Raw genomic sequence first — 26636 nt, forward strand, 5'->3', positions numbered from 1 at the left:
TAGTTGATGCTGCGCCTGCAAAGTCCCTCTTGCATGGGGTTGCGCAATTTCATACCACAATGACCAGTCAAATCGTAATTTCCTTTCCCAGCAAGGAGCGCCCTCATGAGCTTCCGCATCCAGCCCGCCGCCCCGGCCCGTCCCAACCGCTGCCAGTTGTTCGGCCCCGGCTCCAATACCAAACTCTTTGCCAAGATGGCCGCCTCGGCTGCGGATGTGATCAATCTGGATCTGGAAGATTCCGTTGCTCCCACCGACAAGGACATTGCCCGCGCCAATGTCATCGAGGCGCTGAACACCGTGGACTGGGGCAACAAATACATGTCGGTCCGCATCAACGGTCTGGACACGCCCTATTGGTACCGCGACGTGGTCGATCTGCTGGAACAGGCCGACGACCGTCTGGACCAGATCATGATCCCCAAGGTCGGCTGCGCCGCCGATGTCTATGCCGTCGATGCGCTGGTCACCGCCATCGAGCGCGCCAAGGGCCGTACCAAACCGATTTCCTTTGAGGTGATCATCGAATCCGCTGCGGGCATCGCACATGTGGAAGAGATCGCCGCCTCCTCTCCGCGCCTGCAGGCGATGAGCCTTGGCGCCGCCGACTTTGCCGCCTCCATGGGCATGCAGACCACCGGCATCGGTGGCACTCAGGAAAACTACTACATGCTGCATGGCGACACGCGGCACTATTCCGATCCGTGGCACTGGGCCCAGACCGCCATCGTCGCCGCTTGCCGGACCCATGGTGTACTGCCGGTCGATGGTCCCTTCGGTGATTTCTCGGATGACGACGGCTATATCGCACAGGCCAAACGCTCGGCCACGCTGGGCATGGTCGGCAAATGGGCCATCCATCCGAAACAGATCGCCCTGGCAAACGAGGTCTTCACCCCCTCGGAAGAAGCCGTCGCCGAAGCGCGAGAGATCCTGGCCGCCATGGAACAGGCCAAGGCCAACGGCGAAGGCGCCACAGTATACAAGGGCCGCCTGGTCGACATCGCTTCGATTAAACAGGCCGAAGTGATCGTCGCACAGTCAGAGCTGATCGCAAAAGGCTGACCTTTGAACGCAGCTGACCATGGGGCGTCCGGAATCCGGGCGCCCCATTTTTATTCCGCATTCGCCAAACACATTCAATTTTTTTGATGCATATCAACTCAAGAACCCTCCAGTGCTGGAATGTTGCCGCAGAACAAAACCGACAGAATCGGCAACCACTGGTGACGACATGAAAAAAGCCCTTCTTTCCGCAGCACTTGTTCTGGCAACTGCGACCGCCCTCCCCGCCCAGCAAGGCAAGAACCGGAGCGAGCTCTCCGCGCCCATCGTGCGCCTGACACCGCTGATCAAACAGAATGCCTCCGCGCTTGGCCTGACGGCAGAGCAACGCGCTGATCTGCAGAACTGGCTGGCGACCAGCCCGCCCAAACGCAAGGCCTTGGAAGCCGAGGCAATCGAAGCCCGCGCCGCCCTGCGCACCGCCATTCTGGACGGTGCCCCGGCAGAGGAGCGCGCCAGCCTTGCAGCCAAGGTCGGGGAGTATGAGGTCAAGCTGGTGACCATGCGCTCCAACTGCGCGGACCACTGGCGCACGGTTCTGACCCCGGAACAGTTCGCGCAGGTCGTGGCCATGGCGCAGAAACAATAATCCCAGATCATTCTTTGGGTCGGCCCCGTTGCCTTTGGCGCCCTATTCCGCGACTAATTGACAGAAACGCGGGGCCGACATGACAGATCTGACCTTATTCCACACGGCCGACGTGCATGTGGCGACATTCGATGCCCTGGCACCCGAGGCCGATCTGACGCATGTGGTGCGTACCGACTGGCTTGAACGGGCCCAGACCGGCGTCGATGCCGCTCTCCGTCGGGAAATTGCCGAAGCGATCCGCGCGACAGAGGGGCCCTCCTTGTGCACCTGCACCACCATCGGCGCAGTGGCTGAAGAAGCAGGCGCCACGCGAATTGACTGGCCGATGATGCAACAGGCCGCGGGCACCGGTGGCCCGGTGATGCTGGTCTATTGTCTGGACAGCACCCGCCTTCCCTCCACCGCCCTGCTGGAACGCGCCTTCACGGAACAGGGCCGCGCGCCCGACATCCGCACCCTGCCTCTGACCGGCCTTTGGCACCATTTCACCAACGGCGACACCGAAGAGTTTCACAAACAAGTCGCCACCTGGGTGAGTACAAGCCTCACACTCACGCCTGGCACCGCTTGCGTGGTTCTCGCGCAAGCCTCGATGGCGGGCGCGGCCGCGCTGATCGACAGCGATGTACCGGTGCTGACCTCGCCCGAGACCGCCATGGCGGCCCTTCTGGGACAGGGTTAGGCGCGCATATCCTTGGGCGATCCCATGACCACATAGGTTGTGATCCCCGTGACATAGGGCGAGGTGCCCAGAATATCGGTGTGAAACCGTTTGTAGCTGGGCAGATCCGCGCATTCGACCCGCAACAGATATTCGATGGTGCCGGTGATATTGTGGCATTCCACCACTTCGGGCGCGGCCTGCATGGCGCGCTCAAACGCCTCTTGCGCCTCCTTCGTGTGTTCGCCCAGGCCGACACCGATATAGGTGACAAAGCCCACCCCCATCGCCTCGCGGTTCAGCACGGCCTTGTAGCCGGTGATGACTCCGGCGCGCTCCAGATCCTGCACCCGCCGCAAACAAGCCGAGGGCGACAGGCCCACACGCTCAGCCAGCTCCAGGTTGCTGATCCGCCCGTCACGGGACAGTTCCTGCAATATCTGCTGATTTATGCGATCATTTTTAGCCATTGGTTGCAATTTTTCGCAGCTGACGCACAAAAACGCAATTTCATTCGGGCATTGACGCGTCAAATTCTCGCCATGACATACGATCTTCTCCTCGCGCTTGCGCTCTTCGCCTTTGTCTCGTCGATCACGCCGGGACCGAACAACCTGATGCTGATGGCCTCGGGCGCCAATTTCGGCTTTCGCCGCACCATCCCGCATATGCTGGGGGTGGCGTTGGGGTTCGTCTTCATGGTCGTTCTGGTCGGCGCCGGTCTGGTCGGGATTTTCGAAGCCTTCCCCGTCAGCTATACCGTGCTGAAGGTCGCCTCTGTGGCCTATCTTCTGTATCTGGCCTGGAAGATCGCCAACGCGGGGCCTGCAGAAACCGGCGAAGGCAAGGGCAACCCGATGACCTTCCTGCAGGCCGCCGCCTTTCAATGGGTCAACCCAAAGGCCTGGGCGATGGCCCTGACCGCGATCAGCGTTTATGCCCCGGATCAGACCCTTTGGGCGATCCTTCTGGTGGCGGCGCTGTTTGGAGCGGTCAACCTGCCCTCGGTCAGCTCCTGGACCCTGCTGGGGCAGCAAATGGCGCGGGTGCTGACCAATCCGCGCCGCCTGCTGCTGTTCAACTGGGCTATGGCGGCGCTGCTGGTCGCATCGCTTTACCCGGTGATCTGGCCCGCGTAACGCCACCGGCCTGCGCCGCCGCAAGCCACCGGGGACAAGACAGATGCGTGTGGCGAGTTGCATCCGGCGCCCGACAAGGCCATATATCGCACAAACCGCGCACCGTAAGGCGCTCAGTGAGGCGACATGACCCAGTATCTGGAATTTGAAAAACCGCTGGCCGAGATCGAAGGCAAAGCAGAAGAACTGCGCGCCCTGGCCCGCACCAACGAAGAGATGAACGTGGCCGATGAGGCCGCCGCGCTGGATGCCAAGGCCGAACAGCTGCTGAAGGATCTCTACAAGGACCTGACGCCCTGGCGCAAATGCCAGGTCGCGCGCCATCCCGAGCGCCCGCATTGCCGCGACTATATCGATGCGCTTTTTACCGAATACACGCCGCTGGCCGGTGATCGGAACTTTGCCGATGATCTGGCGGTGATGGGCGGTCTTGCCCGTTTCAACGATCAGCCGGTGATGGTGATCGGCCACGAAAAGGGCGCCGATACCAAGACCCGCATCGCGCATAACTTTGGCATGGCCCGCCCCGAAGGTTACCGCAAGGCCGTGCGCCTGATGGAAATGGCCGGGCGGTTCGGCCTGCCGGTAATCACCCTGGTGGACACCACCGGCGCCTACCCCGGCAAGGGCGCCGAGGAACGCGGCCAGTCCGAAGCCATCGCCCGTTCCACTGAAATGAGCCTCCAGATCGGCGTGCCGGTTGTGTCGGTCATCATCGGTGAGGGTGGATCCGGCGGCGCCGTCGCCTTTGCCACCGCCAACCGGGTCGCCATGCTGGAACATGCGGTTTATTCGGTGATCAGCCCCGAAGGCTGCGCCTCGATCCTGTGGAAGGATGCCGAGAAGATGCGCGAAGCCGCCGAGGCGCTGCGCCTGACCGCGCAGAACCTTCTGGAACTGGCCGTCATCGACCGGATCATCGCCGAACCGCTGGGCGGTGCCCATCGGGATGCCTCCGGCACCATTGCCTCCGTCGGCGCAGCGATCACAGCGATGCTGGATGAGCTGAAGGACAAGGACGGCGCTGCCCTGATCAAGGACCGCCGCCAGAAATTCCTCGATATCGGCTCCAAGGGCCTCGCGGCCTGATGTGACCTGACCGCGGCGCCGCTGCCAGCGGCGCCCGGCCCAACGGGCCGCGGAGTTTCGCAGAAACACCAAGGCCGGGCGGGAGCGCTCCTCCCCACCATTCACAATCACACATGGATTGATTTTCCGGCGCCCTAGCCCGCCAGCAGGCGCAGACCCTGGGTCACATCCGACCGCACCGCCAGCCGCAATCCCGGCTCATCCCCTGCCTTCAATGCCGCGATGATCAGCTTGTGATTATGCGGCGGTTCGGTCCGGCGAAGGCGGCCATAAAGCGCCCGCATGGTCGGCCCCAGCTGCAACCAAACCGTTTCCGCCATCGCCAGCATCGCAGGCGCCTGCGCCCGCAGGTAAAGCGTGCGGTGAAATTCCAGATTGGCGCGGATGTATCCCACCGCATCGCGTTTCGACACCATTTCGGCCACGGTGACATTGATCGCCTGCAGCCTGTCGATCAGCGCCATGTGGGCCCGCGGCAACGCCCGGCTCGACAATTCCACCTCCAGCAGCGACCGCAGCGCTGCAAGCTCCTCGATCCGTTCGTTGCTCAGCTCGGGTGTCGACACCCGCCCCGAGGAGGACAGGAACAAGGCCCCCTCGGCCACCAGGCGGCGCACCGCTTCCCGGGCCGGGGTCATGGAAACATCGAACTCACGTCCAATCCCGCGCAGGGTCAGCGCCTCACCGGGCGCGATCTCTCCGTGCATGATACGCGTGCGCAGCGCCCGGTAAACGCGGTCATGGGCTGACGACAGCCCGTCGGATGTGGAGCGGGTAGACAAGGTCATGGCCTGTTGTGATCACAAATGGAACCAAGGTCAATGCGCCACGCGCGCACATCCCTGGCTCGCCCCGGTCAATCCGTGAACCGGTAGCGGTGCAACTGGCTGCCATTCTCCCTCAACCATCTGCGCGGTGCCTCATGATCACCGAAAAGATCCTGAACCACGGCCCAGAAATCTGCCGAATGGTTCATTTCCTGCAAATGCGCCACCTCATGCGCCGCCACATAGCGCAGGACCTCTGGCGGGGCGAGGATCAGACGCCAAGAATACATCAGCGCCCCGGCCGAGGAACAGGACCCCCAGCGCGAGCGCGTGTCGCGCAGAACCAGCTTGTGAAACGGACGGCCCAGCTGCGCCGAATAGGCATCTGACGCCGCGGCCAGCCGATCTCGGGCCAATTCCCGCAGGTAGCGTTCCAACGACCGGGCCGGCCTGTCGCCTGAGACCGCGATCTCATCCCCGGCGACCCGCACGCCCCGCGCCTGCCCGCGCACGACCCGCAAGTCGCGCCCAGCCACCGGCAGCACCGTTCCAAATGTCACCGCGACCTGTCCGGGATGACGCGCCAAATGCCCGCGGATCCAATCTTCCTTCTCGGCAGCAAATTCCAGGGCGGCGCGTTCAGGCAGGGATTTCGGCAATGTCAGCGTGACCCGGCCATCGAGCGCCGAAATCCGCAGGCTGATCCGACGCGCACGCGCGGAGCGACGCAGAAGCAGTGGCACCGGAGGGTCCCCCGGCAGATGATGGGCGCTCATCGGCTCTCCCTTGCAGGCAAAGGCTTTGACAGTACCATCCTCATATGGCAAGGCACCTGAATCGTCGATACGACTCACCAGTAAATCAAGGGGATCCACATGCCCAAGGAAGAATGGGGTGTAAAGCGCGTTTGCCCGACCACCGGAAAACGCTTTTATGACCTGAACAAGGACCCGATCGTCAGCCCCTACACGGGCGAGGTCGTTGCCCTCGACACCGGCAAGAGCCGCATGATCGAAGCCGACTCGGAAGACGCTGCGTCGATGAAGGCCAAAGAGAACATGGACGGGGACGACGCAGTTCTGGAAGATGACGAAGACGTCGATCTGGATCTGGGCGATGACGTTCTGGACGATGATGACGATGACGACAACGTCTCGCTCGACGAGATCGCCGACGTCGCATCCGAGGACGACGAGTCCTGATCCAAGGCCCGCGTATGGGCCCGGATGCCGCCAAATGGCGGATTGACCGGGGCAGTTTCGGCCCCGTTTTACCCGGGCCCGGATGGGCCACAAAAAAACTCTGAATGATGGTGCATTTTGCACTTGCAGCCTGCTCCATCGTCCCTTAAACGACCACTCACACCGGATGAGGCAACAGCCAAGCCGGATGTGAATGGGGCCTTAGCTCAGTTGGGAGAGCGCTTGCATGGCATGCAAGAGGTCAGGGGTTCGACTCCCCTAGGCTCCACCATTCACCCCCAGACATTGTAAGCTGTTCAGCCTTCTAGGCATGTATTTTGCGAGCCTCCCGCTTTCGACCTATGGGCAAATCAGGGATGCTCAGCCTGCGTCAATCCAAGGCGGTTCAATCCGGTCACCGTTCACCCGCACCTCATCCTGCTTATTGTCGAGCACGACAGGATTGTCGTAGATCTCCAGCGTCGGGCGTACACCAAAGCGCCCTTCCATCCAGTCCGCCCATCCTTCATTGAACCAGGCTTCGGCATCCGCACGGGTATCGAACTCATAAATTCCACCACCACCTGCGTCGCTGTTGAGGAAATACTTGCGCCTCAACCCCTTGACGTTGTGGAAAATCTTCGTCGCCTCAACGGATTGGCGGGTGACCAGATCCGTATCCCGTTTCGGTCCTTCCAGAGGAATTCTGACGATGGCGATGATCATGACGATGGCCCTCCCTGGCTCGTTCATGGGCACGAGACAAGTCTAAGACCATCGTCCGTTTCAAGACAATGACCCCTGTCAGCGTTGAGGCAGGGACTGTGTTATCGCCACGTCCAGCTTGTCGACCACCTCGGTGATCTGATCCTCTGAAATGATAAAGGGCGGCGCCAGAAGGATGTGATCGCCGTTGCGGCCATCGCGTGTGCCCGACATCGGATAGCAGATCAGCCCGGCTTCAAAAGCGGCCTTCTTGATCTTCGCGGCCAATCCCAGTGACGGGTCAAAGGGCGTCTTGCTGTCGCGGTCACGGACCAACTCGATGCCCCGGAACAGACCACGCCCGCGAATGTCGCCGACATTGGGATGCTGGCCGAACCGCTCCTGCAGGGCAGATTGCAGGCGATCGCCCATTGCCGCGCAGCGGGTCACCAGATCCCGCTCCAGCATTTGGCTAACCACCGCCAGCCCGGCGGCTGTGGCCACCGGATGGCCGATATAAGTATGCCCGTGTTGGAAAAAGCCGCTGCCACCTTCGATGGACTCGTAGATCTGGCGGGAGCACAGCATCGCCCCGATCGGCTGATAGCCGGCGCCCAGCCCCTTTGCGATACACAGGATGTCGGGCGCGACACCGTCGGCGTCACAGGCAAACAGGTGACCGGTGCGCCCCATGCCGCACATAACCTCATCCAGGATCAGCAGCACGCCATATTTGTCGCAGATCTCGCGGATGCGTTTGAAATAGCCTTCGACCGCAGGTACCGCCCCGGATGTGGCGCCCACTACTGGTTCGGCCATGAAGGCCATCACGGTTTCGGGGCCAAGACGCAGGATCTCCGCCTCCAGTTCGTTCGCGGCGCGCTGGCCATAGTCAAAACTGCTCTCGCCCTCGGCCCGGTCCACATATTCATAACAAGGCGCGATATGGGACACGCCGATCAGCAGCGGATCGAATTGCTGCCGCCGCCAGGCATTGCCACCCGCCGCCAAGGCGCCAAGCGTGTTGCCGTGATAGCTTTGCCGCCGGGCAATCAGGTGCCGCCGCTCCGGCTCCCCCTTTTCAAGGAAATACTGTCGTGCCAGCTTGATCGCCGCCTCGGTCGCCTCGGATCCGCCAGAGACAAAATAGACCCGGTCAAGATCGCCCGGCGCATTGGCTATCAGCAGATCGGCGAGCGCCTCGGCCGGTTCCGAGGTCATGAACCCGGTATGGGCAAAGGCCAGCTGTCCCACCTGCTGCTGCACCGCCGCGATGACTGCCGCATCGGAATGGCCAAGGCAGGACACCGCCGCGCCGCCCGATCCGTCGAAATACCGCTTTCCTGTCGAATCAATCAGATAACAGCCATCGCCCCCCACGGCAGTGGGCAGGTTCGCCTTGGTATGACGGGGAAATACATGAGACATTTTCAGCCCTCCTTGAGGCTGTGACCGGCATCCTGTGCGGCCCTGACCAGCGCCGCTACCGAGGCTGCATTGTCCTGCAGCATCTCGCCCTCCGGCGTTTCAATATTATTCTCAAATCCGATTCGCGCATCCCCTCCGGCAGCAATCGCCGCCACCAGGCAGGCCCGTTCGTTGCGGCCAAAGGCGCAGGCGGTCCAGTTGAGTCTCAGATCCGCTGCCGCCGACAGAAACCCGGCCAGATCCTCCGGCTGCCCCAACACCGGCGGTGCGTAGCTTCCGAGGACAAAGATCGCATCGCGCATCGAGGGCGGCACCGTGCCATCGCCGTACCATTCCTTCAGCTGCGCGATACAGGACGGCCCATACAGGATATGCTGAACCCGCGTTCCGACCTCAGCACTAAATGCATAGGCCCGCGCGGCTACTGCCAGATCCCGCGCCATTTCCCGGACCGAGACCGAGGCCGCCGCCGGGCGCAGCTGCATCAGGCAATGTAACTGGTCCTTGGGAGAGAAGAGACCCGCGCTTTCGGTGGTGATCTGCACCTTCATGCCGGGCGCCGCCTCCTGCACCGCTTCCATCGCCGTGCGATAGCGCCCGACGTCCAGCGAATGCCGACCCTCCTCATCCCGCACATGCAGGTGCAGCGCCCCTGCTCCGGCCACATAACAGTCCGCGGCCGTCTGCGCGATTTCCTCAGGTGTCACCGGCAGGTTCAAATGATCCCGCTTGCCACGCCGTGCCCCACTCGGGGCAACCATCACTGTGAACTCCGCCACGCCCATTCTCCGCTGGCCAATGCTGCGCCCGACCATGATAGGAAAAATGCACGCTCTCAATTAACACACGAAAGAACACACGTTCTTTTGATCTGCACCGGATCGCGATATACTGGGAAAACCCGCGTTTATCCCCGGATCACCCGCCCCGGAACACTGCCACGCCCGATTTTCGGGCAACCTGCCGGGCCACATGCGGAAAACCGCTGGAGCATAGCGGCGCACCCAAGGCAAAGAACGGAAGTTCTGCCCTTGAAAACAGGAGCCTGATGCGGGCGGCGCAGGAAACTCGCTGCACTGGCCACAAAGCTCATCACCATCTGGACCTAGTGCAAGCGGCAGATTTGGCGTTTCGTCAAACTCAGAAAAGTCCGGCTTGCCCTTTTGCGCGCCGGACCAGAACACCACTTTTTAGGGAAGGACATGTCATGGACGGCACGTTCAACGAAAACGACCTCAGCCGGGTGATTGACGCCGACAAGGCGCATGTCTGGCACCACCTGATCCAGCACAAACCTTTTGAGACCAGCGACCCCCGGATCATCGTCGAAGGCAAAGGCATGCGGGTCTGGGACCAGAACGGCAAGGAATGGCTGGACGCGGTCTCCGGTGGGGTCTGGACGGTGAACGTCGGCTATGGCCGTGAGGAAATCTGCAAAGCGGTCTATGATCAGCTGATGAAGCTTTGCTATTTCGCGCAGTCCGCAGGTTCTATTCCCGGCTCGCTCTTTGCCGAAAAGCTGATCGAGAAGATGCCCGGCATGAGCCGCGTCTACTACAACAACTCCGGCTCCGAGGCGAACGAGAAAGCCTTCAAGATGGTGCGCCAGATCGCGCACAAGAAATACGGCGGCAAGAAGCACAAGATTCTCTACCGCGACCGCGATTACCACGGCTCCACTCTGGCGGCGATGTCGGCGGGCGGCCAGGATGAGCGCAACGCCCAATACGGCCCCTTTGCCCCCGGTTTCGTGCGCGTGCCCCACTGCATGGAATACCGCAAGCACGAGCTGGGTCTTGAGCATCTGTCGGGCGAGGAATTCGGCATCGCGGCCGCCAACCTGATCGAAGAGGTTATCCTGCGCGAAGGCCCCGACACCGTTGGCGCCCTCTGCCTGGAACCGGTGACTGCCGGCGGCGGCGTGATCGAGGCCCCCGAAGGCTATTGGCCGCGGGTGCAGGAGATCTGCAAGAAATACGACATCCTGCTGCACATCGACGAGGTGGTTTGCGGGATCGGTCGTACCGGCACCTGGTTCGGCTACCAGCACTACGGCATCCAGCCCGATTTCGTCACCATGGCCAAAGGCGTCGCCTCGGGCTATGCTGCGATCGCCTGCATGGTCACCACCGAAGAAATCTTCGAGATGTTCAAGGACGACGCGGACGATCCGATGAACTATTTCCGTGACATCTCCACCTTCGGCGGCTGCACCGCTGGTCCCGCTGCCGCGCTGGCCAACATGCAGATCATCGAAGACGAGGGCCTTCTGGACAACTGCACCGCCATGGGCGAGCGGATGATGAACAACCTCAAGGCGCTGCAGGAAAAACACCCCGTGATCGGCGATGTGCGCGGTAAGGGTCTGTTCCTCGGCGCCGAACTGGTCACCGACCGCGAAAGCAAGGAACCGGTGGACGAGAAACAGGCACAGGCCGTAGTGGCCGAGGTCGGCGCCCAGGGCGTTATCATTGGCGTAACCAACCGTTCGATCCCCGGCAAGAACAACACCCTCTGCTTTAGCCCGGCACTGATCGCAACGGCCGAGGATATCGACGCCATCACCGATGCGGTGGACGTGGCCCTGACCAAGGTCTTTGGCTGATCAGGCCAATTGGACTACTTAGATTTTTGAAAGGCGGCCCTTTGCACCAGGCCGCCTTTCGCTTTTTCTGGCGGGGTGACACAGCACAAGGATCCCTGCCATGCCCGCTCCCCTCTGGATGACAGCATCCACCCTGACCTCGGACAATGTGACTCTGGCACCGCTTACGCAGGATCATGCCGCCGATCTGGCAGAGGCGGCGGGCGATGGCGCCCTGCACCGGCTCTGGTACACTGCGGTTCCCGCACCAGACCGGGTCCCGGCAGAGATCAACCGCCGCCTTGCCCTGCAAAAGGCTGGATCCATGGTGCCCTTCGCCATCCTCGACCCACAGGGCCGCGCCGTGGGCATGACTACCTATATGAATATCGACCACGGCAACCGCCGCGTCGAAATCGGCTCCACCTGGTACCGCAAATCGGTACAGCGCACCGGGATCAACACCGCCTGCAAGCTCATGATGCTGCGCCACGCATTCGAAGACCGCGATGCCATCGCGGTGGAATTCCGCACCCACCGCCTCAACCGGCAAAGCCGCGCCGCAATCGAACGGCTCGGCGCCCAGCTCGACGGTATCCTGCGGGCGCACATGATCATGCCCGACGGCAGCCTGCGTGATTCCGCTGTCTACTCCATAACCGCCGCCGATTGGCCCGCGGTCCGCGCAAACCTGGAATTCATGACCCAAAGGTGATCCCCCCGCGGGTCAAGGAGGCCGCAAGGCCCCGCCGTCAGGCGGCTTGTCCTTGACGCGCAAATCTTAAGACACTCGAAAACGGCCCTTGTGGGGCAGACCTGCCCCGTAAGGGCCATCTCAGCAAGAAAGAGCGCCGCGCCCTGGCCCAACGGGAGAGGGGCAATCTTCGATTGCCACGATCCGGGCGGGAGCGCTCCGCCCGCGCGCCCTCACAGCATCTGAAACAGAATGCCGGACAGGATTGCACCGCTGACCCCCAGCCCCAGATAGGCGGCAAAGACCTGCGGCTTCACCAGCGACCAGACCGCAGCCATGGCCGGGATCGAACTCACCGCACCGGCAATCATAAAGGCCATGGCCGCCCCAGCGCTCATCCCCTGCTCCATCAGCCCCGCCAGCAGCGGCGGCGCTACGTAGGAGTTGAGGTAGGCCGGCATGCCCACCAGCGCGGCCACGGCAATCGGCACCACGCCTTCACCGCCAACCAGACCCGTAATGACATCCGCCGGGACATAGGACACAAGCAGCGCCTCCAGGACATAGGCCAGCGCCAGCCACTTCAGCAGGAACAGACCGTTGGCGACAAATTCGCTGCGGAACCGTTGCCGACGCTCAGGTTCGGACCAGAAGGCCCAGACCGGCTTTGCATCGGCCTTTGGCGCACCGCAGCCGCAACAGCTGGTTTTCTGCACCTGTTTTAGCGGGTTTGCAAAGACACCATGGCCCATCAGTGCCTTGATGGCAAAGCCCCCGAACAACCCCAGCGCCACGGCAGCAACCGCCTTGCCGATGGCAAAGGGCCAGCCCAGCGCCCCGGCAGTGATCAGCAACGTCGGCGGATCGATCAGCGGCGACGACAGCCAGAAGGCCATGACGGCTGACAACGGCGCCCCCAAGGCCAGCAGCCCGGCGATAAAGGGAATGACCTCGCAGGAACAGAAGGGCGCCAGTCCGCCAAACACCGCCGCAAGAAAGATCATCCGCACCTCGCGCCCCTCAAAGGCCCGCGCCACCAGAGCTTCGGCGCCGGTTGCCTTCAGATACGCCAGCAGCAGCACCGCAAACAGGATGTAACGACCGGTATGGGCCAGCGCATTCAGCGCAAAGATCACAATGGTCTGGAAATTTCCCATATCCAGCACCGCAACAGAAACCAGCAGCGCCACGATCACGGCCCAGGGCGTTTTGAGCCAGCGCAGCAGCGCCTGCGAGGCCCCGAGATTTTGAGTGAGATCAGCCATCGTTTGCAGCCTCCTGCATTTGATCCGAGCAGCATTCACAGAGAATGAAGTCCGCCAGCGCCCGCAGCCGGTCGAAATCGGCCCGGCTAATCGTCGCGCGTCCCACCTTCTCCTGCACCACGACACCGGCGCCCGAAAGAAATTTTAAATGATGCGCCAGCGTCGAGGGCGCGATGCCCGTGCGGGTCTGAATGTCCTGAACCCGCAATCCATCGCGCCCTGCCCGGACCAGACAGCGCAGGACCTTCAGACGCGCCTCTGACCCCATGGCCGCAAAACCACCTGCTGCTTCTTCCCACTGCATGACATGCTCCATTATAACCATAAAACTAGTTATTTCGATTCGATATTCAAAATCAAGCTCAAAAAATCATCCAGGACGGTAAGTCCAGATTGCGCTCCCCCTAAGGCCAGCCTACTGTCCCGGAATGGCCATTTCCGTCGACACATTCTTTCTCAACCCGGATGCGCAGGGCACGCTTCAGGCGCAGATCCAGGAGATGATCGCCGAAGGCGTTCTGTCGGGCCGTTTCCGGGTCGGAGAGAAGCTGCCATCCTCGCGCAAACTTGCCAGCCACCTTGGCATCAGCCGCATCACCGTGACGCTGGCCTATACGGAACTTCTGGCCAATGACTATCTGACGTCGCGCGGGCGGTCTGGGTATTACGTCTCGGAAAACGCGCCGGTGCCGCCCAGTTACACGCCGCCGCAACGCTCTGATGACGCGGTAGACTGGTCGCAGGCCATTGCCCGCACCTTTACCGGTGGCGATACGCCTCGCAAACCGCGCGACTGGCGCAACTACCGCTATCCTTTCATCTATGGTCAGGCCGATGCCTCGCTGTTTGATCATGCCAACTGGCGGCTTTGCGCACTGCGGGCGCTGGGGCAGAAAGACTTTGCCGCGCTGACCAACGACTATTTCGATCAGGATGATCCCCTGCTGATCGAATATATCGCCCGCCACACCCTGCCACGCCGTGGTGTCACCGCTCGCCCCGAGCAGATCCTGATCACCCTCGGGGCGCAGAATGCCCTGTGGCTGGTGATCCAGCTTTTGCTGAACCGGGGGCGCAAGGCGGCGATCGAGGATCCGACCTATTACACCCTGCGCGATCAGCTGACCCATGTGCGCTGCCAGATGGATTGCATTCCGGTTGATGCCGACGGTCTGCCGCCGGAGCAGATCGCGGAAGACACCGACGTGATCTTTTGCACCCCGAGCCACCAAAGCCCGACCACCGCCACCATGCCCATGGCCCGGCGCAAGCAACTGCTGGAGCGCGCCCGCGAGATCGATGCGGTGATTGTCGAGGACGACTACGAGTTCGAGATGTCCTTCCTCGGCGCCCCCTCCCCGGCGCTCAAATCCCTGGATACCGACGGGCGCGTGGTCTATGCCGGCAGCTTTTCCAAATCGCTGTTTCCGGGGCTGCGACTGGGCTATCTGGTAGGCTCTGAAAGCTTCATCCGTCAGGCCCGCGCCCTGCGCGCCAGCGTGCTGCGCCACCCGCCTGGGCACATTCAGCGCACGGTCGCCTATTTCCTTTCCCTTGGGCACTACGATTCTCAGATCCGCCGCACCGCCAAGGAGCTGCACAACCGCCGCCTGGTCATCGAAGAGGCCATCGCCGCGCATGGGCTGTCGATCTCGGGTGTTGGCGTCTACGGTGGCTCATCTCTCTGGATGCGCGCGCCGGAGGGCGTCGATACCGCCGCCGCAGCAGAGCGCCTGAGGGAAAAGAGCGTCATCATCGAACCCGGCGCGCCCTTCTTTGCGCCCCAACACCGCAAGCAGAACTATTACCGGCTGGGCTATTCCTCGATCCCGGCAAGCCGTATCGAACCGGGGCTGGCGCTGCTGGCCGAGGCGCTGAAACCGTCCTGAGGTTGCCGCGGCCACAGGCGCGCATGCGTTTTCTGCAACCGCGATACACCCCCATCAGGCCGCGCCATATCTGGCCCTAATCCGGACAGGTATCTGGCCCTAACCCCTCCCCTTCCGACAGCCTAAACCGGATGTAACGCCCGGCGCCGGCCCGGCCCTGTCAGCGTCTCATCAGGAGAACACACCATGAAAATGACCACCGAGGAAGCCTTTGTCAAAACCCTGCAAATGCATGGGATTGAACATGCTTTCGGGATTATCGGCTCGGCGATGATGCCGATTTCGGACCTGTTTCCCAAGGCAGGCATCACCTTCTGGGACTGCGCGCATGAAGGAAGCGCCGGCATGATGGCCGATGGCTACACCCGCGCCACCGGCAAGATGTCGATGATGATCGCCCAGAACGGCCCTGGCATCACCAACTTTGTCACCGCCGTCAAAACCGCCTACTGGAACCACACCCCGCTGCTGCTGGTCACCCCGCAGGCGGCGAACAAGACCATCGGTCAAGGCGGTTTCCAGGAAGTCGAGCAGATGAAACTGTTCGAAGACATGGTCGCCTATCAGGAAGAGGTGCGCGATCCTTCCCGCGTGGCCGAAGTTCTGAACCGGGTGATCATGCAGGCCAAACGCGCCTCGGCCCCGGCGCAACTGAACATCCCGCGCGATATGTGGACCCAGGTCATCGACGTTGCTCTACCCGCCATCGTCGAATTCGAACGCCCCACCGGGGGCGAAACCGCGCTAGCGCAGGCGGCTGAGCTGCTGTCCGAGGCCAAGAACCCGGTGATCCTGAACGGCGCCGGTGTGGTGCTGTCCAAGGGTGGCATCGCCGCCTCCAAGGCGCTGGCCGAACGTCTGGATGCCCCCGTTTGCGTTGGCTACCAGCACAATGACGCCTTCCCCGGATCGCATCCGCTGTTCGCAGGTCCGCTTGGCTACAACGGCTCAAAGGCCGGTATGGAACTGATCAAGGACGCCGATGTGGTGCTCTGCCTTGGCACCCGGCTCAACCCCTTCTCGACCCTGCCGGGCTACGGCATGGAATACTGGCCCACCGAAGCCAAGATCATTCAGGTCGACATCAACCCGGACCGCATCGGCCTGACCAAACCGGTCACGGTCGGCATCGTTGGCGATGCTGCCAAGGTGGCAACGACGATCCTGAACCAGTTGAGCGACAGCGCAGGTGATGAAGGCCGCGCGGATCGCAAGGCGCGGATCGCCGAAGCCAAGTCCCGCTGGGCGCAGCAGCTCAGCTCGATGGATCACGAGGATGACGATCCCGGTACCACCTGGAATGAACGCGCCCGCGCCGACAAACCGGATTGGATGAGCCCCCGCATGGCCTGGCGCGCGATACAATCGGCGCTGCCCCGCGAGGCGATCATCTCTTCCGACATCGGTAACAACTGCGCCATCGGCAACGCATATCCGTCCTTTGACGAGGGCCGCAAATATCTGGCGCCGGGACTGTTCGGTCCCTGCGGATACGGTCTGCCTGCCGTGGTCGGCGCCAAGATCGGCTGCCCGGACGTGCCGGTTGTCGGCTTCTCCGGCGACGGTGCCTTTGGCATCGCCGTGAACGAGCTGACCGCGATCGGCCGCGATGAATGGCCCGCTGTCACTCAGGTGGTATTCCGCAACTACCAGTGGGGCGCAGAGAAACGGAACTCGACCCTGTGGTTCGATGACAACTTTGTCGGCACCGAGCTGGATCAGCAGGTCTCCTATGCCGGGATCGCCAATGCCTGCGGCCTGAAAGGCGTCGTCGCCCGTACCATGGAAGAGCTGACCGCTGCGTTGGCACAGGCGGTCGAGGACCAGAAGAACGGCATCACGACCCTCATCGAGGCGATGATCAACCAGGAACTGGGTGAACCCTTCCGCCGCGACGCCATGAAGAACCCGGTCGAAGTCGCCGGGATCTCTGCCGACGACATGCGTCCGCAGCAGGTCGGCTGAACGCAATGATGCTGCCCTTTGATCTGCCATTTGATCTGAATGGAGGTCAGGGCGCCTATCTGGCCGCCGCATTGTTTGTGGCGGCCTTTATCCGTGGCTATTCGGGATTTGGGTTTTCCGCGATCTTCATCATCCTGGCAGCGCTGGTGACCAACCCACTGCCGCTGATCCCGGTGGTCTTTGCTTGTGAAATCACGATGACCGCCTTTCAGGCGCGCGGCATCCGGCCTCATATCGACTGGCAGCGGGCACTGTTGCTGCTGGGCGGGGCCGCCATTGCCACGGTCCCCGCCATCTCCATCATGTCCCGCCTGGGCGAAGATCAGGCCCGGCTTGCCATATCGGCACTTGTGCTGATGCTAAGCCTCATCCTGCTCAGCGGCTGGCAGCTGCGCCGCCCCATCGGGGGCAAAGGCAACCTCGGCGTCGGTCTTGTGGCCGGCATTGCCAACAGCGCCGGTGTCGGCGGCCTGCCCGCTGCCGCGTTTCTGACCGCTCAGCCGATCCCCCCTGCCGTATTTCGCGCCACCATGATCGTGTTCCTGACCGGCATCGACATGATGGCCCTGCCGGTGATGGCGGCAAACGGGCTGACCGGGGTCGACACGCTTTACGGTGTGCTGCTTGCCTTTCCCATCCTTGGGGCCGGGATCTGGACCGGCAGCCAGCGCTTTGCCAGCGCCGACCAGAAGAATTTCCGCCGTGGTATCGTGCTGTTGCTGACCGTGCTTTCGGTGTTGAACATCGTGCGGGTGCTCTGATGGCCGATGCACGGGTTCTGATCCTCAATGCCGGATCCTCTTCCATCAAATTCGCTGTCTTCGACAGCGCGTTCGAAGAGCAGGTGCAGGGGCTTGCCGACGGGATCGGCGGCGCCTCGCGGCTGATCGTGGACGGCGCCGAGACCGAAATCCCCTTTATCGACCATAAGGCCGCGCTTTCGGCCATCCTAAAAGCGCTGGCGGATCGCGGCATCACGGCAGGCAGCTTGACGGCGATAGGCCACCGGGTGGTGCATGGCGGACGCAATCTGACCGCCCCCACCCGCATCACGCCCGAGGTCCGCGCCGAGATCGCCGATTGCACCCCGCTGGCGCCGCTGCACAATCCACACAGCCTGGCCGCCATCGACACCATGGGGGAACTCGCCCCGGACCTGCCGCAGTTCGCCAGTTTCGACACTTCGTTTCACGCCACCAATCCCGATGTGGCGACACGCTATGCCATCCCGCGGATGATCGAAACGAAGGGCATCCGCCGCTATGGCTTCCATGGGCTGTCCTACGCGGCACTGGTGCGGCGCCTGCCGGACCTCTCTGGTGATAAACTACCCGCCCGGCTGCTGGCCTTTCATCTGGGCAATGGCGCCTCGCTTTGTGCTATCCGGGGCGGGCAATCCATCGCCACCACCATGGGCTATTCACCGCTGGACGGGCTGACCATGGGTACCCGGTCGGGCGGCATCGATGCCAACGCAGTTCTGCGCCTCGTGGAAGACAACGGGCTGGAACGCACCAAGGCGATCCTCAATCACGAAAGCGGGCTTCTGGGCCTATCGGGTGGCAAATCCGACATGCGCAAGCTTATGCTAGACCCCAGCGCCGACAGCGCCTTTGCCATCGATCACTTCTGCTACTGGACCCTTCGTCATGCGGGCAGCCTGATTGCCGCGCTCGAAGGGCTCGACGCCATCGCATTCACCGGCGGCATCGGAGAGAACGCCACCGCCATCCGCGCGCGAGTTCTGCGGAGCCTTGAATGGATTGGTGTGCGCATGGACCCCGATGCCAATGAGGCCCGCCAGATGGCGCTGCATTGCCAGTCTTCAGCGGTGAAGATCTGGGTGATCCCAGCCGATGAAGAGCGCCAGATCGCCATGGACGCCCTTACCCTGATGCCGGCGGCGACATGAGCTGCGCCCAGCATATCCCTCAGACCTGCGCGGCGGTCAGCACCGTTGCCGCGACGATGTCGTCAACGCTGGCGCCACGGCTAAGATCGCAGACCGGGTGGGCAAAGCCCTGCAGGAACGGCCCCAGCGCCTGCGCGCCTGCCAGTTCTTGGCACAGCTTGTACCCGATATTGCCCGCATCCAAGCTGGGAAAGATCAGCACATTGGCATCCAGAGCCTCGATCCCCTTCTTGGCGGCAATGGCACCGTTCAGCGCCGCATCCGCCTGCACCGGCCCAGCAAAGCCCGCAAGCTCGGCTGCTTCGCGCACCCGCGCCACGCTGTCGCCGTCACCCGATGTGCCGGTGGAAAAGGACAGCATCGCCACCCGCGCCGTGCCCAGCAGAGCCTTGGCGGAGGCCGCCGAAGCGCGTGCGATATCGGCAAGTTGCGCCGCATCGGGTGCCACATTTACCGCGCAGTCAGCAAAGACCAGTTCGCGCCCACCCGGAAACACCATCAGGAAGAACGACGAGGGCAAGGACACCCCGTCGGCCAGCCCGATACCGATGCTGGCGGCCTCGATCACCCGGCGGGTGGGAACATCCGCGCCTGCGACCATCGCATCTGCCTCGCCCAGCGCAACCATCGCGGCAGCGCGGTACAAGGGTTTGGAAACCATGCGTTTTGCGATCGCCTCTTTCAGACCGCGCGCGGTAACCAAGGCCTCCACATGGGCCTCGGACGGCTCCGCCAGCGGCAAGGGGTCGCACAGGCCGTCGGCGCGCAGACGCTGCGTGGCCTCTGCCACCCGTGCGTCTTCCATTTCCGGGAAAACCACCCGCGCCCGCCGTGCCTTTGCCGCTTCAAATGCATTTTCCAGAACAGTCATATCATTCTCCCTTGCCACACGAAGGAGCCAGCAATGAGCGAAAACGTCAAGATCAACCGCGGCCTGAAGGGCGTCTACTTTGAACGCTCCGGCGTTTCAGATATTGATGGGGCCAAGGGCGAGTTGAGCTATCGCGGCTATTCCATCCACGATCTGGCTACCCATTCCACCTTTGAAGAGGTCTGTTACCTGCTGATCTACGGCGAACTGCCAACCGCAGGGCAACTGGCGGATTTCGATGCCGATCTGAAAGCGGCGCGGGTGCTGCCGGATGAGATCCACGCAATCATCCGCGCCTGCAAGGACGGCCACCCGATGGATGTGCTGCGCACCTGTGTGTCGGCCCTTGCAGCGTTAGAGCCTGCCAGCCAGCAGGTCGGCGAGGAGGCCTTCCTCGCCAATGGCGTGCGTCTGACCAGCCAGGTGCCGATGATCATCGCCGCGCATGAAGCAATCCGCAACGGCCGCGATCCGGTGGCGCCCGACATGACCCTTGGCCATGCAGCCAACTGGCTGTGGATGCTGAAGGGAGAGAAACCCAGCGCGGATGCCGCGCGCCTGGCGGATGTGGATTTCATTCTGCACGCCGAACACGGCTCCAACGCCTCCAGCTTTGCTGCCCGCGTCACAGTCGGGACCGAGGCTAATCTTCATGGCGCCATCGTCACGGCGCTGTCGACCCTCGCAGGTCCAGCCCACGGCGGCGCCGCCGAGGACGTGATGAAAATGGTCCACGAGATCGGCACCCCGGACAAGGCCGCCGCCTACGTGAAGGCCAAGCGCGCGGCGAAAGAAGCCGTCACCGGCTTTGGCCACCGGGTCTACCGCAAGGAAGATCCCCGCGCTCGCCACATGCGCGAAGGCGTGCGCAAGCTGGGCGAGGAAATGGGCGCCCCCGAGTGGTACGAAATCCTACAGGCGGTGGTCGAGGCCATGTCTCCCTATGCCCGCCACGGCCTTAATGTGAACGTCGATTTCTATTCCGGCGTGATCTACCAGCTGCACGGCATCCCGATGGACCTCTATGTGCCGATCTTCGCCATTGGGCGCATGCCAGGCTGGGTGATCCAATGCATCGAGCAGCAGCGCGGCAATATCCTGATCCGGCCGCTGACGCTGTACAACGGGCCGGAACCGCGCGGTTATGTGCCGATTGCAGATCGCTGATCCCCACCAAAACGATTTCAAAGAACACATTCCCGGAAAAACCGGGAAAAACAGAAAACTCTCGCGCGGCAGACTGATCCGACCTAGCCTGCCCCGACGCGACGAACAGGGATGACCCATGGGTTTCAACCAGCCTCAGATCGACACCTCGCCCCCGGTTTCCGAGGAGATCCGCCAGACCACCTGCTATATGTGCGCCTGCCGCTGCGGCATCAACGTGCACATGAAGACAGGCAGCGATGGCAAGAAACAGGTCGCCTATATCGAGGGCAACCGCGACCACCCGGTGAACAAGGGTGTTCTTTGCGCCAAGGGCAGCGCTGGCATCATGCAGCACAACGCGCCCTCGCGGCTGCGTGCGCCGCTGAAGCGGGTCGGCCCGCGCGGATCGGGGCAGTTCGAGGAAATCACCTGGGACGAGGCGCTGGATCTGGCGGCCTCCTGGATGGAGCCGCTGCGCAAGAATGCACCAGAAAAGCTGGCGTTTTTCACCGGCCGCGATCAGTCGCAGAGCTTCACCAGTTTCTGGGCGCAGAATTTCGGCACCCCCAACTATGCCGCGCACGGCGGCTTCTGCTCGGTCAATATGGCGACGGCAGGCATCTACACCATGGGCGGCGCCTTCTGGGAATTCGGTCAGCCCGACTGGGATCATACAAAACTGTTCATGCTGTTCGGCGTGGCCGAGGATCACGACAGCAACCCGATCAAGATGGGTATCGGCCAGATCAAGGCGCGCGGCGCGCGGGTGATCGGCGTCAACCCGATCCGCACCGGCTATAACGCGGTGGCGGATGACTGGGTCGGCATCACGCCGGGCACCGACGGGCTGTTCATCCTCTCCATGGTGCACGTGCTGCTGAAGGCCGGTAAGATCGACCTTGATTACCTCAGCCGCTACACCAATGCGCCGGTGCTGGTAAACGCCAGCGACGGACCTGAACAGGGCCTGTTCCTGCGCGATGAGACTGGCAAGGAGTTGGTGATCGACCGCAATACCGGCAAGCTGACGCCCTTTGACCAGCCAGGCGTGCGCCCGGACCTGCATGCCACCTATCGCCATGCCGGTGTCACCCACAGGCCGGTGTTCCACCTGATGGCTGAACGGTATCTGTCTGACGAATACGCCCCTGAAACCGTGGCCGAGCAATGCGGTATCCCCGCCAGTCGCATTCGCGCCATCGCCGCTGAAATTGCCCGTGTCGCCTTTGACGAGGCGTTCGAGCTTGATCAGGAGTGGACCGATTTCCGCGGCGAGACTCACAAGACGATGGTGGGGCGCCCGGTATCCTTCCACTCCATGCGCGGGGTGTCTGCTCATGCCAACGGGTTCCAGACCTGCCGCGCGCTGCACGTCCTGCAGATCCTTCTCGGCACGGTCGAGGTTCCCGGCGGCTTCCGCTTTAAACCGCCCTACCCCAAGCCCGCGACCGCGCATCCCAAACCGCACTGCGGCGTGAAACCCGACTGCGCGCTGGATGGCCCGCATCTGGGGTTTGTGCATGGCCCCGATGATCTGGCCCTGTGCAAAGACGGCAGCCCGGCCCGCATCGACAAGGCTTTCACCTGGGAAAACCCGATGAGCGCCCATGGCCTCATGCATATGGTGATCTCCAACGCCCATGCAGGCGATCCTTACAAGATCGACACGCTGTTCATGTATATGGCGAATATGTCGTGGAACTCCTCGATGAACACCCGCGGGGTGATCGAGATGCTGACCGACCGGGATGACAACGGCGAATACGTCATCCCGCGCATCATCTACTCGGACGCCTATTCATCCGAAATGGTGGCCTATGCCGACCTGATCCTGCCCGACACCACCTATCTGGAGCGGCACGATTGTATCTCGCTGCTCGACCGCCCGATCTGCGAGGCGGATGCCGCCGCCGATGCCATCCGCTGGCCGGTGGTGGAGCCGGACCGGGATGTGCGCGGGTTCCAGACTGCGCTGGTGGAACTGGCGAACCGGATGAAACTGCCCGGTTTCACCAATGAGGACGGCAGCGCGAAATATCAAGATTACGCCGACTATATCGTCAACCACGAGCGTAAGCCCGGCATCGGCCCGCTGGCGGGATGGCGCGGCGATGGCGAACAGTCTGGGCGCGGCGCTGTGAACCCCGAACAACTCGACCGCTATATCGAGAACGGCGGCTTTCACGTCAGCCATATCCCCGATGCGGCGCTCTATTACAAACCGTGGAACAGCGCCTATCAGGACTGGGCCGTGGGCATGGGGATCTATGACAAGCCCGAACCCTATCTGTTCCAGCTGTATGTGGAGCCGATGCGGAAATTCCAGCTGGCCGCCGAAGGATATGGGGAGCGCCAGCCGCCAGACCATCTGCGCAAGCGGATCAAGGCCACCATGGATCCGCTGCCGATCTGGTACGAAACAGACCAGCAGGGCAACGAAGGGTTCACCGTCAACGCCCTCACCCAGCGGCCCATGGCGATGTATCACTCATGGGGCAGCCAGAACGCGTGGCTGCGGCAGCTCCATGGGCGTAATCCCCTTTACGTGCCGACGAAACTGATGCGCGAAAATGGCTTGTCTGATGGGGACTGGGCGCGGGTCACCTCTCCGCACGGAGAGATCACCGTGCCGGTGATGGAGATGGCTGCGCTGAATGAGAACACGGTGTGGACCTGGAACGCCATCGGCAAGCGCAAGGGCGCCTGGGCGCTCGATAAAAACGCGCCGGAAGCGACAAAGGGCTTCCTGCTCAATCACCTGATCCACGAGCTTTTGCCACCCAAGGGCGATGGTCTTCGCTGGGCAAACTCGGACCCGATCACCGGACAGGCGGCCTGGTTCGACCTGAAGGTGAAAATCGAAAAGGCCGCCCCGCCGGATGGCATCGCAGAAAGCCAGCCCGCGCTTGATCCGATTGCATCTCCGGTGGGCACCGGTCCGGACACACTGACATGGAAGGTAGGCAAATGACCGAGCTTCCCACACAGACAAATCGCAAAATGGGGCTGGTGATCGACCTTGATACCTGCGTCGGCTGCCATGCCTGCGTAATCTCCTGCAAAGGCTGGAACACCGAAAACTACGGCGCACCACTGTCGGATCAGGATCCCTATGGCGCCGATCCCTCGGGTACCTTCCTCAACCGGGTGCATTCCTATGAGGTACAGCCGGAGCAAGGACATGCCCAGCTGGTGCATTTCCCGAAATCCTGCCTGCATTGCGAAGATGCACCCTGCGTCACCGTCTGCCCCACCGGCGCCAGCTACAAGCGGGTCGAGGATGGCATTGTTCTGGTCAATGAAAGCGACTGTATCGGCTGCGGGCTTTGCGCCTGGTCCTGCCCTTACGGTGCGCGCGAATTGGATCTAGCCGAGGGGGTGATGAAGAAATGCACCCTTTGCGTGGACCGGATCTATAACGACAACCTGCCCGAAGAGGATCGCGTTCCGTCCTGCGTGCGCACCTGCCCGGCGGGCGCACGGCATTTCGGGGATCTTGGCGATCCTGACAGCGAGGTTTCTCAACTGGTTGCGGAGCGCGGCGGCATGGATCTGATGCCGGAAATGGGCACCAAACCTGTGAACAAATACCTGCCGCCCCGCCCCAAGGACCGCATCGAGGACCAGATCGACGTGCTGGCGCCGCTTCTGGCACCGGTCGCGGAGGAACCCAGCGGTTTCCTTGGCTGGCTCGACAAGGCACTGGATAAACTGCCCGGAGGAGACAGCTGATGCATCCGGCCCCTTCCGTCATCATCTTCACCACCCTGTCCGGCCTCGGCTTTGGCCTACTGGCCTTTCTCGGGCTTGGGATGCCCGCCGTTACCGGCTGGGTCGCCTTTGTCTTCTATCTCATCGCCTATGCGCTGGCCGTGGGCGGGCTTCTGGCCTCGACCTTTCACCTCGGCCATCCCGAACGCGCCTGGAAGGCTTTCAGCCAGTGGCGCACAAGCTGGCTCAGCCGCGAAGGCTGCGCTGCCGTTTCCGCGCTGGTCATCATGGCAATCTATGCCGCCGGAGCCGTTTTCCTTGAGACCGACTGGCGTATCCTAGGCGTCCTTGGCGCGGTGCTCAGCATCGGCACGGTCTTCACCACCGCGATGATCTACACTCAGCTAAAGACGATCCCGCGCTGGCACAGCCCGCTGACGCCGCTGGTCTTTCTCAGCTTCGCAGTCGCGGGTGGCGCTCTACTGGCCGGTCGCGAGAGCCTTGCGCCGTGGCTCTTGGCCCTGGCCGGGGCGATCCAGCTGATCTATTGGGCCAAGACGGACAAGGCGCTGGCGCACTCCGGCACCGACATCGCCACCGCCACGGGGCTGGGCACGCGCGGCAGCGTACGCGCCTTCGAGCCGCCCCATACGGGCAGCAATTACCTGCTGCGCGAATTCGTCTATGTGGTGGGGCGCAAACACGCGCTGAAGCTGCGCGTCATCGGCTTTGGCCTGGGGTTCGCGCTGCCGATTGCCCTGATGGTGATGCCGTTTGACAGCGTGATGCTGAAACACCTGATGGCAGGCGTCGCGGTGCTGCTCCATATCGCGGGCATCGCCTGCCTGCGCTGGCTGTTCTTTGCCGAAGCTGAACATGTCGTCGGCCTCTACTACGGCAAACGCTGAACGCATCTGATTTGAACAACGAAAAAGGCGGCCCCGAAAGGAGCCGCCTTCTTAAATCGGAAAACCGGTTGGCCTTAGATCAGACCTGCGTGCTTCATGGCCGCGTCGATCGCTGCCTTGGTGCTGTCCTCCAGCGTGGTCAGCGGGCAGCGGACCTCTTCGCTGCACAGGCCCAGTTTCGACAGGCCGTATTTCGCGCCCACAAGACCCGGCTCGATAAAGATCGCCTCGTGCAGGGGCATCAGGCGGTCCTGATATTCCAGCGCGGTCTTGTAGTCGCCAGCAAGGGTCGCGGCCTGGAACTCAGCGCAGAGTTTCGGCGCCACGTTTGCGGTGACCGAGATGCAGCCAACGCCGCCATGGGCATTGAAGCCAAGAGCGGTTGCATCCTCACCCGACAGCTGGATGAAGTCGGGCCCGCAGGAGCCGCGCTGCTGGCTGACGCGCGCCAGATCGCCGGTGGCATCCTTGACGCCAACGATACGGGGCAGCTTGGCCAGCTCACCCATGGTCGCCGGTGTCATGTCGACGACCGAGCGGCCCGGAATGTTGTAGATCACGATCGGAATATCGGCGCAGTCGTGCAGGGCCTCAAAATGCGCCACCATGCCGCGCTGGGTCGGCTTATTGTAATAGGGCGTCACCACCAGCGCCGCATCTGCACCGATACGCGCCGCAAACTCGACAAAACGAATCGCTTCGACGGTATTGTTGGAGCCAGCGCCCGCGATGACCGGCACCCGGCCTGCCGTCGCCTTGACCACCTCGGCGATCACGGTCTCGTGCTCTTCATGGCTCAGCGTCGGGCTTTCGCCAGTGGTGCCAACGGGCACAATACCGGTCGAGCCCTGCTCGATATGCCATTCTACCAAGTGTTTGAGCGTATCCAGATCCAGCTCGCCGTTGCGAAACGGGGTGACGAGGGCTGGCATAGAGCCTTTGAACATGGGCACGCTCCCTTAGTTGCGAATGGTCGGCAGGCAAAGCGCCGCCGGAATAGTGGACTTGACCGGGTTTTGAGTTGATACCGGCGCGTCACGGATTATCGTCACAGCCTCTAT

General features: G+C 62.4%; 26 protein-coding genes and 1 tRNA gene. 17 read left to right on the forward strand and 10 right to left on the reverse strand.

Going from position 1 to position 26636, the window contains the following annotated elements:
* Positions 1-105: 105 nt before the first annotated feature.
* From C6W91_RS04695 to C6W91_RS04705, 3 genes are all read left to right on the forward strand, one after another.
* Positions 106-1065: an L-malyl-CoA/beta-methylmalyl-CoA lyase gene (locus tag C6W91_RS04695; protein ID WP_274866786.1), complete on the forward strand. Its 960-nt coding sequence runs from the start codon at positions 106-108 to the stop codon at positions 1063-1065.
* A 169-nt stretch (positions 1066-1234) separates the two neighbouring features.
* Entirely contained in the window at positions 1235-1654 is a 420-nt protein-coding gene (locus C6W91_RS04700) for a Spy/CpxP family protein refolding chaperone (RefSeq protein WP_274866787.1), read from the forward strand.
* Between the two features lie 79 nt (positions 1655-1733).
* A complete protein-coding gene (locus C6W91_RS04705) occupies positions 1734-2339 on the forward strand; it encodes a hypothetical protein (RefSeq protein ID WP_274866788.1) in 606 nt (201 codons plus the stop codon).
* On the opposite strand, the gene C6W91_RS04710 is transcribed toward C6W91_RS04705, so the two are convergent.
* Entirely contained in the window at positions 2336-2788 is a 453-nt protein-coding gene (locus C6W91_RS04710; RefSeq protein WP_065271334.1) for an Lrp/AsnC family transcriptional regulator, read from the reverse strand. The two genes, C6W91_RS04705 and C6W91_RS04710, sit on opposite strands and share 4 nt — an antisense overlap.
* Before the next feature lie 72 nt (positions 2789-2860).
* On the opposite strand from C6W91_RS04710, the gene C6W91_RS04715 reads away from it, so the two are divergent.
* Together C6W91_RS04715 and C6W91_RS04720 are read left to right on the forward strand one after the other, a co-directional pair.
* Entirely contained in the window at positions 2861-3457 is a 597-nt protein-coding gene (locus C6W91_RS04715) for a LysE family translocator (protein WP_274866789.1), read from the forward strand.
* Between the two features lie 126 nt (positions 3458-3583).
* Positions 3584-4546 carry an acetyl-CoA carboxylase carboxyltransferase subunit alpha gene (locus C6W91_RS04720; RefSeq protein WP_274866790.1) on the forward strand — a complete coding sequence of 321 codons (963 nt, stop codon included), beginning with the start codon at positions 3584-3586 and terminating at the stop codon, positions 4544-4546.
* Between the two features lie 134 nt (positions 4547-4680).
* On the opposite strand, the gene C6W91_RS04725 is transcribed toward C6W91_RS04720, so the two are convergent.
* Both C6W91_RS04725 and C6W91_RS04730 read right to left on the reverse strand, forming a co-directional pair.
* Positions 4681-5334 carry a GntR family transcriptional regulator gene (locus tag C6W91_RS04725; RefSeq protein ID WP_274866791.1) on the reverse strand — a complete coding sequence of 218 codons (654 nt, stop codon included), beginning with the start codon at positions 5332-5334 and terminating at the stop codon, positions 4681-4683.
* Between the two features lie 68 nt (positions 5335-5402).
* Positions 5403-6089: a M48 family metallopeptidase gene (locus C6W91_RS04730; RefSeq protein ID WP_274832656.1), complete on the reverse strand. Its 687-nt coding sequence runs from the start codon at positions 6087-6089 to the stop codon at positions 5403-5405.
* Positions 6090-6188: 99 nt separating this feature from the next.
* On the opposite strand from C6W91_RS04730, the gene C6W91_RS04735 reads away from it, so the two are divergent.
* Complete coding sequence (locus C6W91_RS04735; protein ID WP_065271339.1) at positions 6189-6515, forward strand: TIGR02300 family protein; 327 nt, start codon at positions 6189-6191, stop codon at positions 6513-6515.
* A gap of 195 nt (positions 6516-6710) precedes the next feature.
* Positions 6711-6786: transfer RNA gene (locus C6W91_RS04740), tRNA-Ala, on the forward strand.
* A gap of 89 nt (positions 6787-6875) precedes the next feature.
* On the opposite strand, the gene C6W91_RS04745 is transcribed toward C6W91_RS04740, so the two are convergent.
* The 3 genes from C6W91_RS04745 to C6W91_RS04755 form a co-directional block, all read right to left on the reverse strand.
* The gene (locus C6W91_RS04745) at positions 6876-7220 is read right to left on the reverse strand and encodes a hypothetical protein (RefSeq protein WP_274866792.1); all 345 of its coding nucleotides are present in this window, start codon (positions 7218-7220) and stop codon (positions 6876-6878) included.
* Positions 7221-7298: 78 nt separating this feature from the next.
* On the reverse strand, positions 7299-8627 hold the full coding sequence (locus tag C6W91_RS04750) for an aspartate aminotransferase family protein (protein ID WP_274866793.1): 1329 nt from the start codon (positions 8625-8627) through the stop codon (positions 7299-7301).
* A gap of 2 nt (positions 8628-8629) precedes the next feature.
* Positions 8630-9406: a 3-keto-5-aminohexanoate cleavage protein gene (locus tag C6W91_RS04755; protein WP_274866794.1), complete on the reverse strand. Its 777-nt coding sequence runs from the start codon at positions 9404-9406 to the stop codon at positions 8630-8632.
* 428 nt (positions 9407-9834) lie between these two features.
* On the opposite strand from C6W91_RS04755, the gene C6W91_RS04760 reads away from it, so the two are divergent.
* Positions 9835-11232 (forward strand): aspartate aminotransferase family protein, encoded by a 1398-nt coding sequence (locus tag C6W91_RS04760; RefSeq protein WP_274829759.1) that lies wholly within the window; start codon positions 9835-9837, stop codon positions 11230-11232.
* A gap of 100 nt (positions 11233-11332) precedes the next feature.
* Entirely contained in the window at positions 11333-11926 is a 594-nt protein-coding gene (locus tag C6W91_RS04765; RefSeq protein ID WP_065271343.1) for a GNAT family N-acetyltransferase, read from the forward strand.
* A 212-nt stretch (positions 11927-12138) separates the two neighbouring features.
* Here C6W91_RS04765 and C6W91_RS04770 read toward each other — a convergent pair whose 3' ends face one another.
* Together C6W91_RS04770 and C6W91_RS04775 are read right to left on the reverse strand one after the other, a co-directional pair.
* The gene (locus tag C6W91_RS04770; protein ID WP_370570468.1) at positions 12139-13170 is read right to left on the reverse strand and encodes a permease; all 1032 of its coding nucleotides are present in this window, start codon (positions 13168-13170) and stop codon (positions 12139-12141) included.
* Entirely contained in the window at positions 13163-13474 is a 312-nt protein-coding gene (locus tag C6W91_RS04775) for a helix-turn-helix transcriptional regulator (protein ID WP_274832649.1), read from the reverse strand. Before C6W91_RS04775 ends, C6W91_RS04770 begins: the two co-directional genes overlap by 8 nt.
* Positions 13475-13598: 124 nt before the next feature.
* Here C6W91_RS04775 and C6W91_RS04780 point away from each other — a divergent pair, with 124 nt between their 5' ends.
* The 4 genes from C6W91_RS04780 (at position 13599) to C6W91_RS04795 (ending at position 18936) form a co-directional block, all read left to right on the forward strand.
* On the forward strand, positions 13599-15059 hold the full coding sequence (locus C6W91_RS04780) for a PLP-dependent aminotransferase family protein (RefSeq protein WP_274866799.1): 1461 nt from the start codon (positions 13599-13601) through the stop codon (positions 15057-15059).
* A gap of 186 nt (positions 15060-15245) precedes the next feature.
* Entirely contained in the window at positions 15246-17024 is a 1779-nt protein-coding gene (gene xsc, locus C6W91_RS04785; protein ID WP_274866800.1) for a sulfoacetaldehyde acetyltransferase, read from the forward strand.
* A 5-nt stretch (positions 17025-17029) separates the two neighbouring features.
* Entirely contained in the window at positions 17030-17785 is a 756-nt protein-coding gene (locus C6W91_RS04790) for a TSUP family transporter (protein WP_274866801.1), read from the forward strand.
* A complete protein-coding gene (locus tag C6W91_RS04795; RefSeq protein WP_370570469.1) occupies positions 17785-18936 on the forward strand; it encodes an acetate/propionate family kinase in 1152 nt (383 codons plus the stop codon). Before C6W91_RS04790 ends, C6W91_RS04795 begins: the two co-directional genes overlap by 1 nt.
* A gap of 19 nt (positions 18937-18955) precedes the next feature.
* Here C6W91_RS04795 and C6W91_RS04800 read toward each other — a convergent pair whose 3' ends face one another.
* On the reverse strand, positions 18956-19807 hold the full coding sequence (locus C6W91_RS04800; protein WP_274866803.1) for a phosphate acyltransferase: 852 nt from the start codon (positions 19805-19807) through the stop codon (positions 18956-18958).
* A gap of 33 nt (positions 19808-19840) precedes the next feature.
* On the opposite strand from C6W91_RS04800, the gene C6W91_RS04805 reads away from it, so the two are divergent.
* The 4 genes from C6W91_RS04805 (at position 19841) to C6W91_RS04820 (ending at position 25575) form a co-directional block, all read left to right on the forward strand.
* Positions 19841-20974 (forward strand): citrate/2-methylcitrate synthase, encoded by a 1134-nt coding sequence (locus C6W91_RS04805; RefSeq protein ID WP_274866804.1) that lies wholly within the window; start codon positions 19841-19843, stop codon positions 20972-20974.
* 118 nt (positions 20975-21092) lie between these two features.
* Positions 21093-23927, forward strand: coding sequence for a molybdopterin oxidoreductase family protein (locus C6W91_RS04810; RefSeq protein WP_274866805.1), 2835 nt, complete (start codon positions 21093-21095; stop codon positions 23925-23927).
* A complete protein-coding gene (locus C6W91_RS04815) occupies positions 23924-24688 on the forward strand; it encodes a 4Fe-4S dicluster domain-containing protein (protein ID WP_274866806.1) in 765 nt (254 codons plus the stop codon). The genes C6W91_RS04810 and C6W91_RS04815 overlap by 4 nt, the downstream gene beginning before the upstream one ends.
* Positions 24688-25575 (forward strand): DmsC/YnfH family molybdoenzyme membrane anchor subunit, encoded by an 888-nt coding sequence (locus tag C6W91_RS04820; RefSeq protein ID WP_274866807.1) that lies wholly within the window; start codon positions 24688-24690, stop codon positions 25573-25575. The genes C6W91_RS04815 and C6W91_RS04820 overlap by 1 nt, the downstream gene beginning before the upstream one ends.
* A 74-nt stretch (positions 25576-25649) precedes the next feature.
* On the opposite strand, the gene dapA is transcribed toward C6W91_RS04820, so the two are convergent.
* Positions 25650-26522, reverse strand: coding sequence for a 4-hydroxy-tetrahydrodipicolinate synthase (gene dapA, locus C6W91_RS04825; RefSeq protein WP_274834916.1), 873 nt, complete (start codon positions 26520-26522; stop codon positions 25650-25652).
* Between the last annotated feature and the right edge of the window lie 114 nt (positions 26523-26636).

The organism is Phaeobacter sp. SYSU ZJ3003, assembly GCF_041300735.1.
Classification (GTDB): domain Bacteria; phylum Pseudomonadota; class Alphaproteobacteria; order Rhodobacterales; family Rhodobacteraceae; genus Phycobacter; species Phycobacter gallaeciensis_A.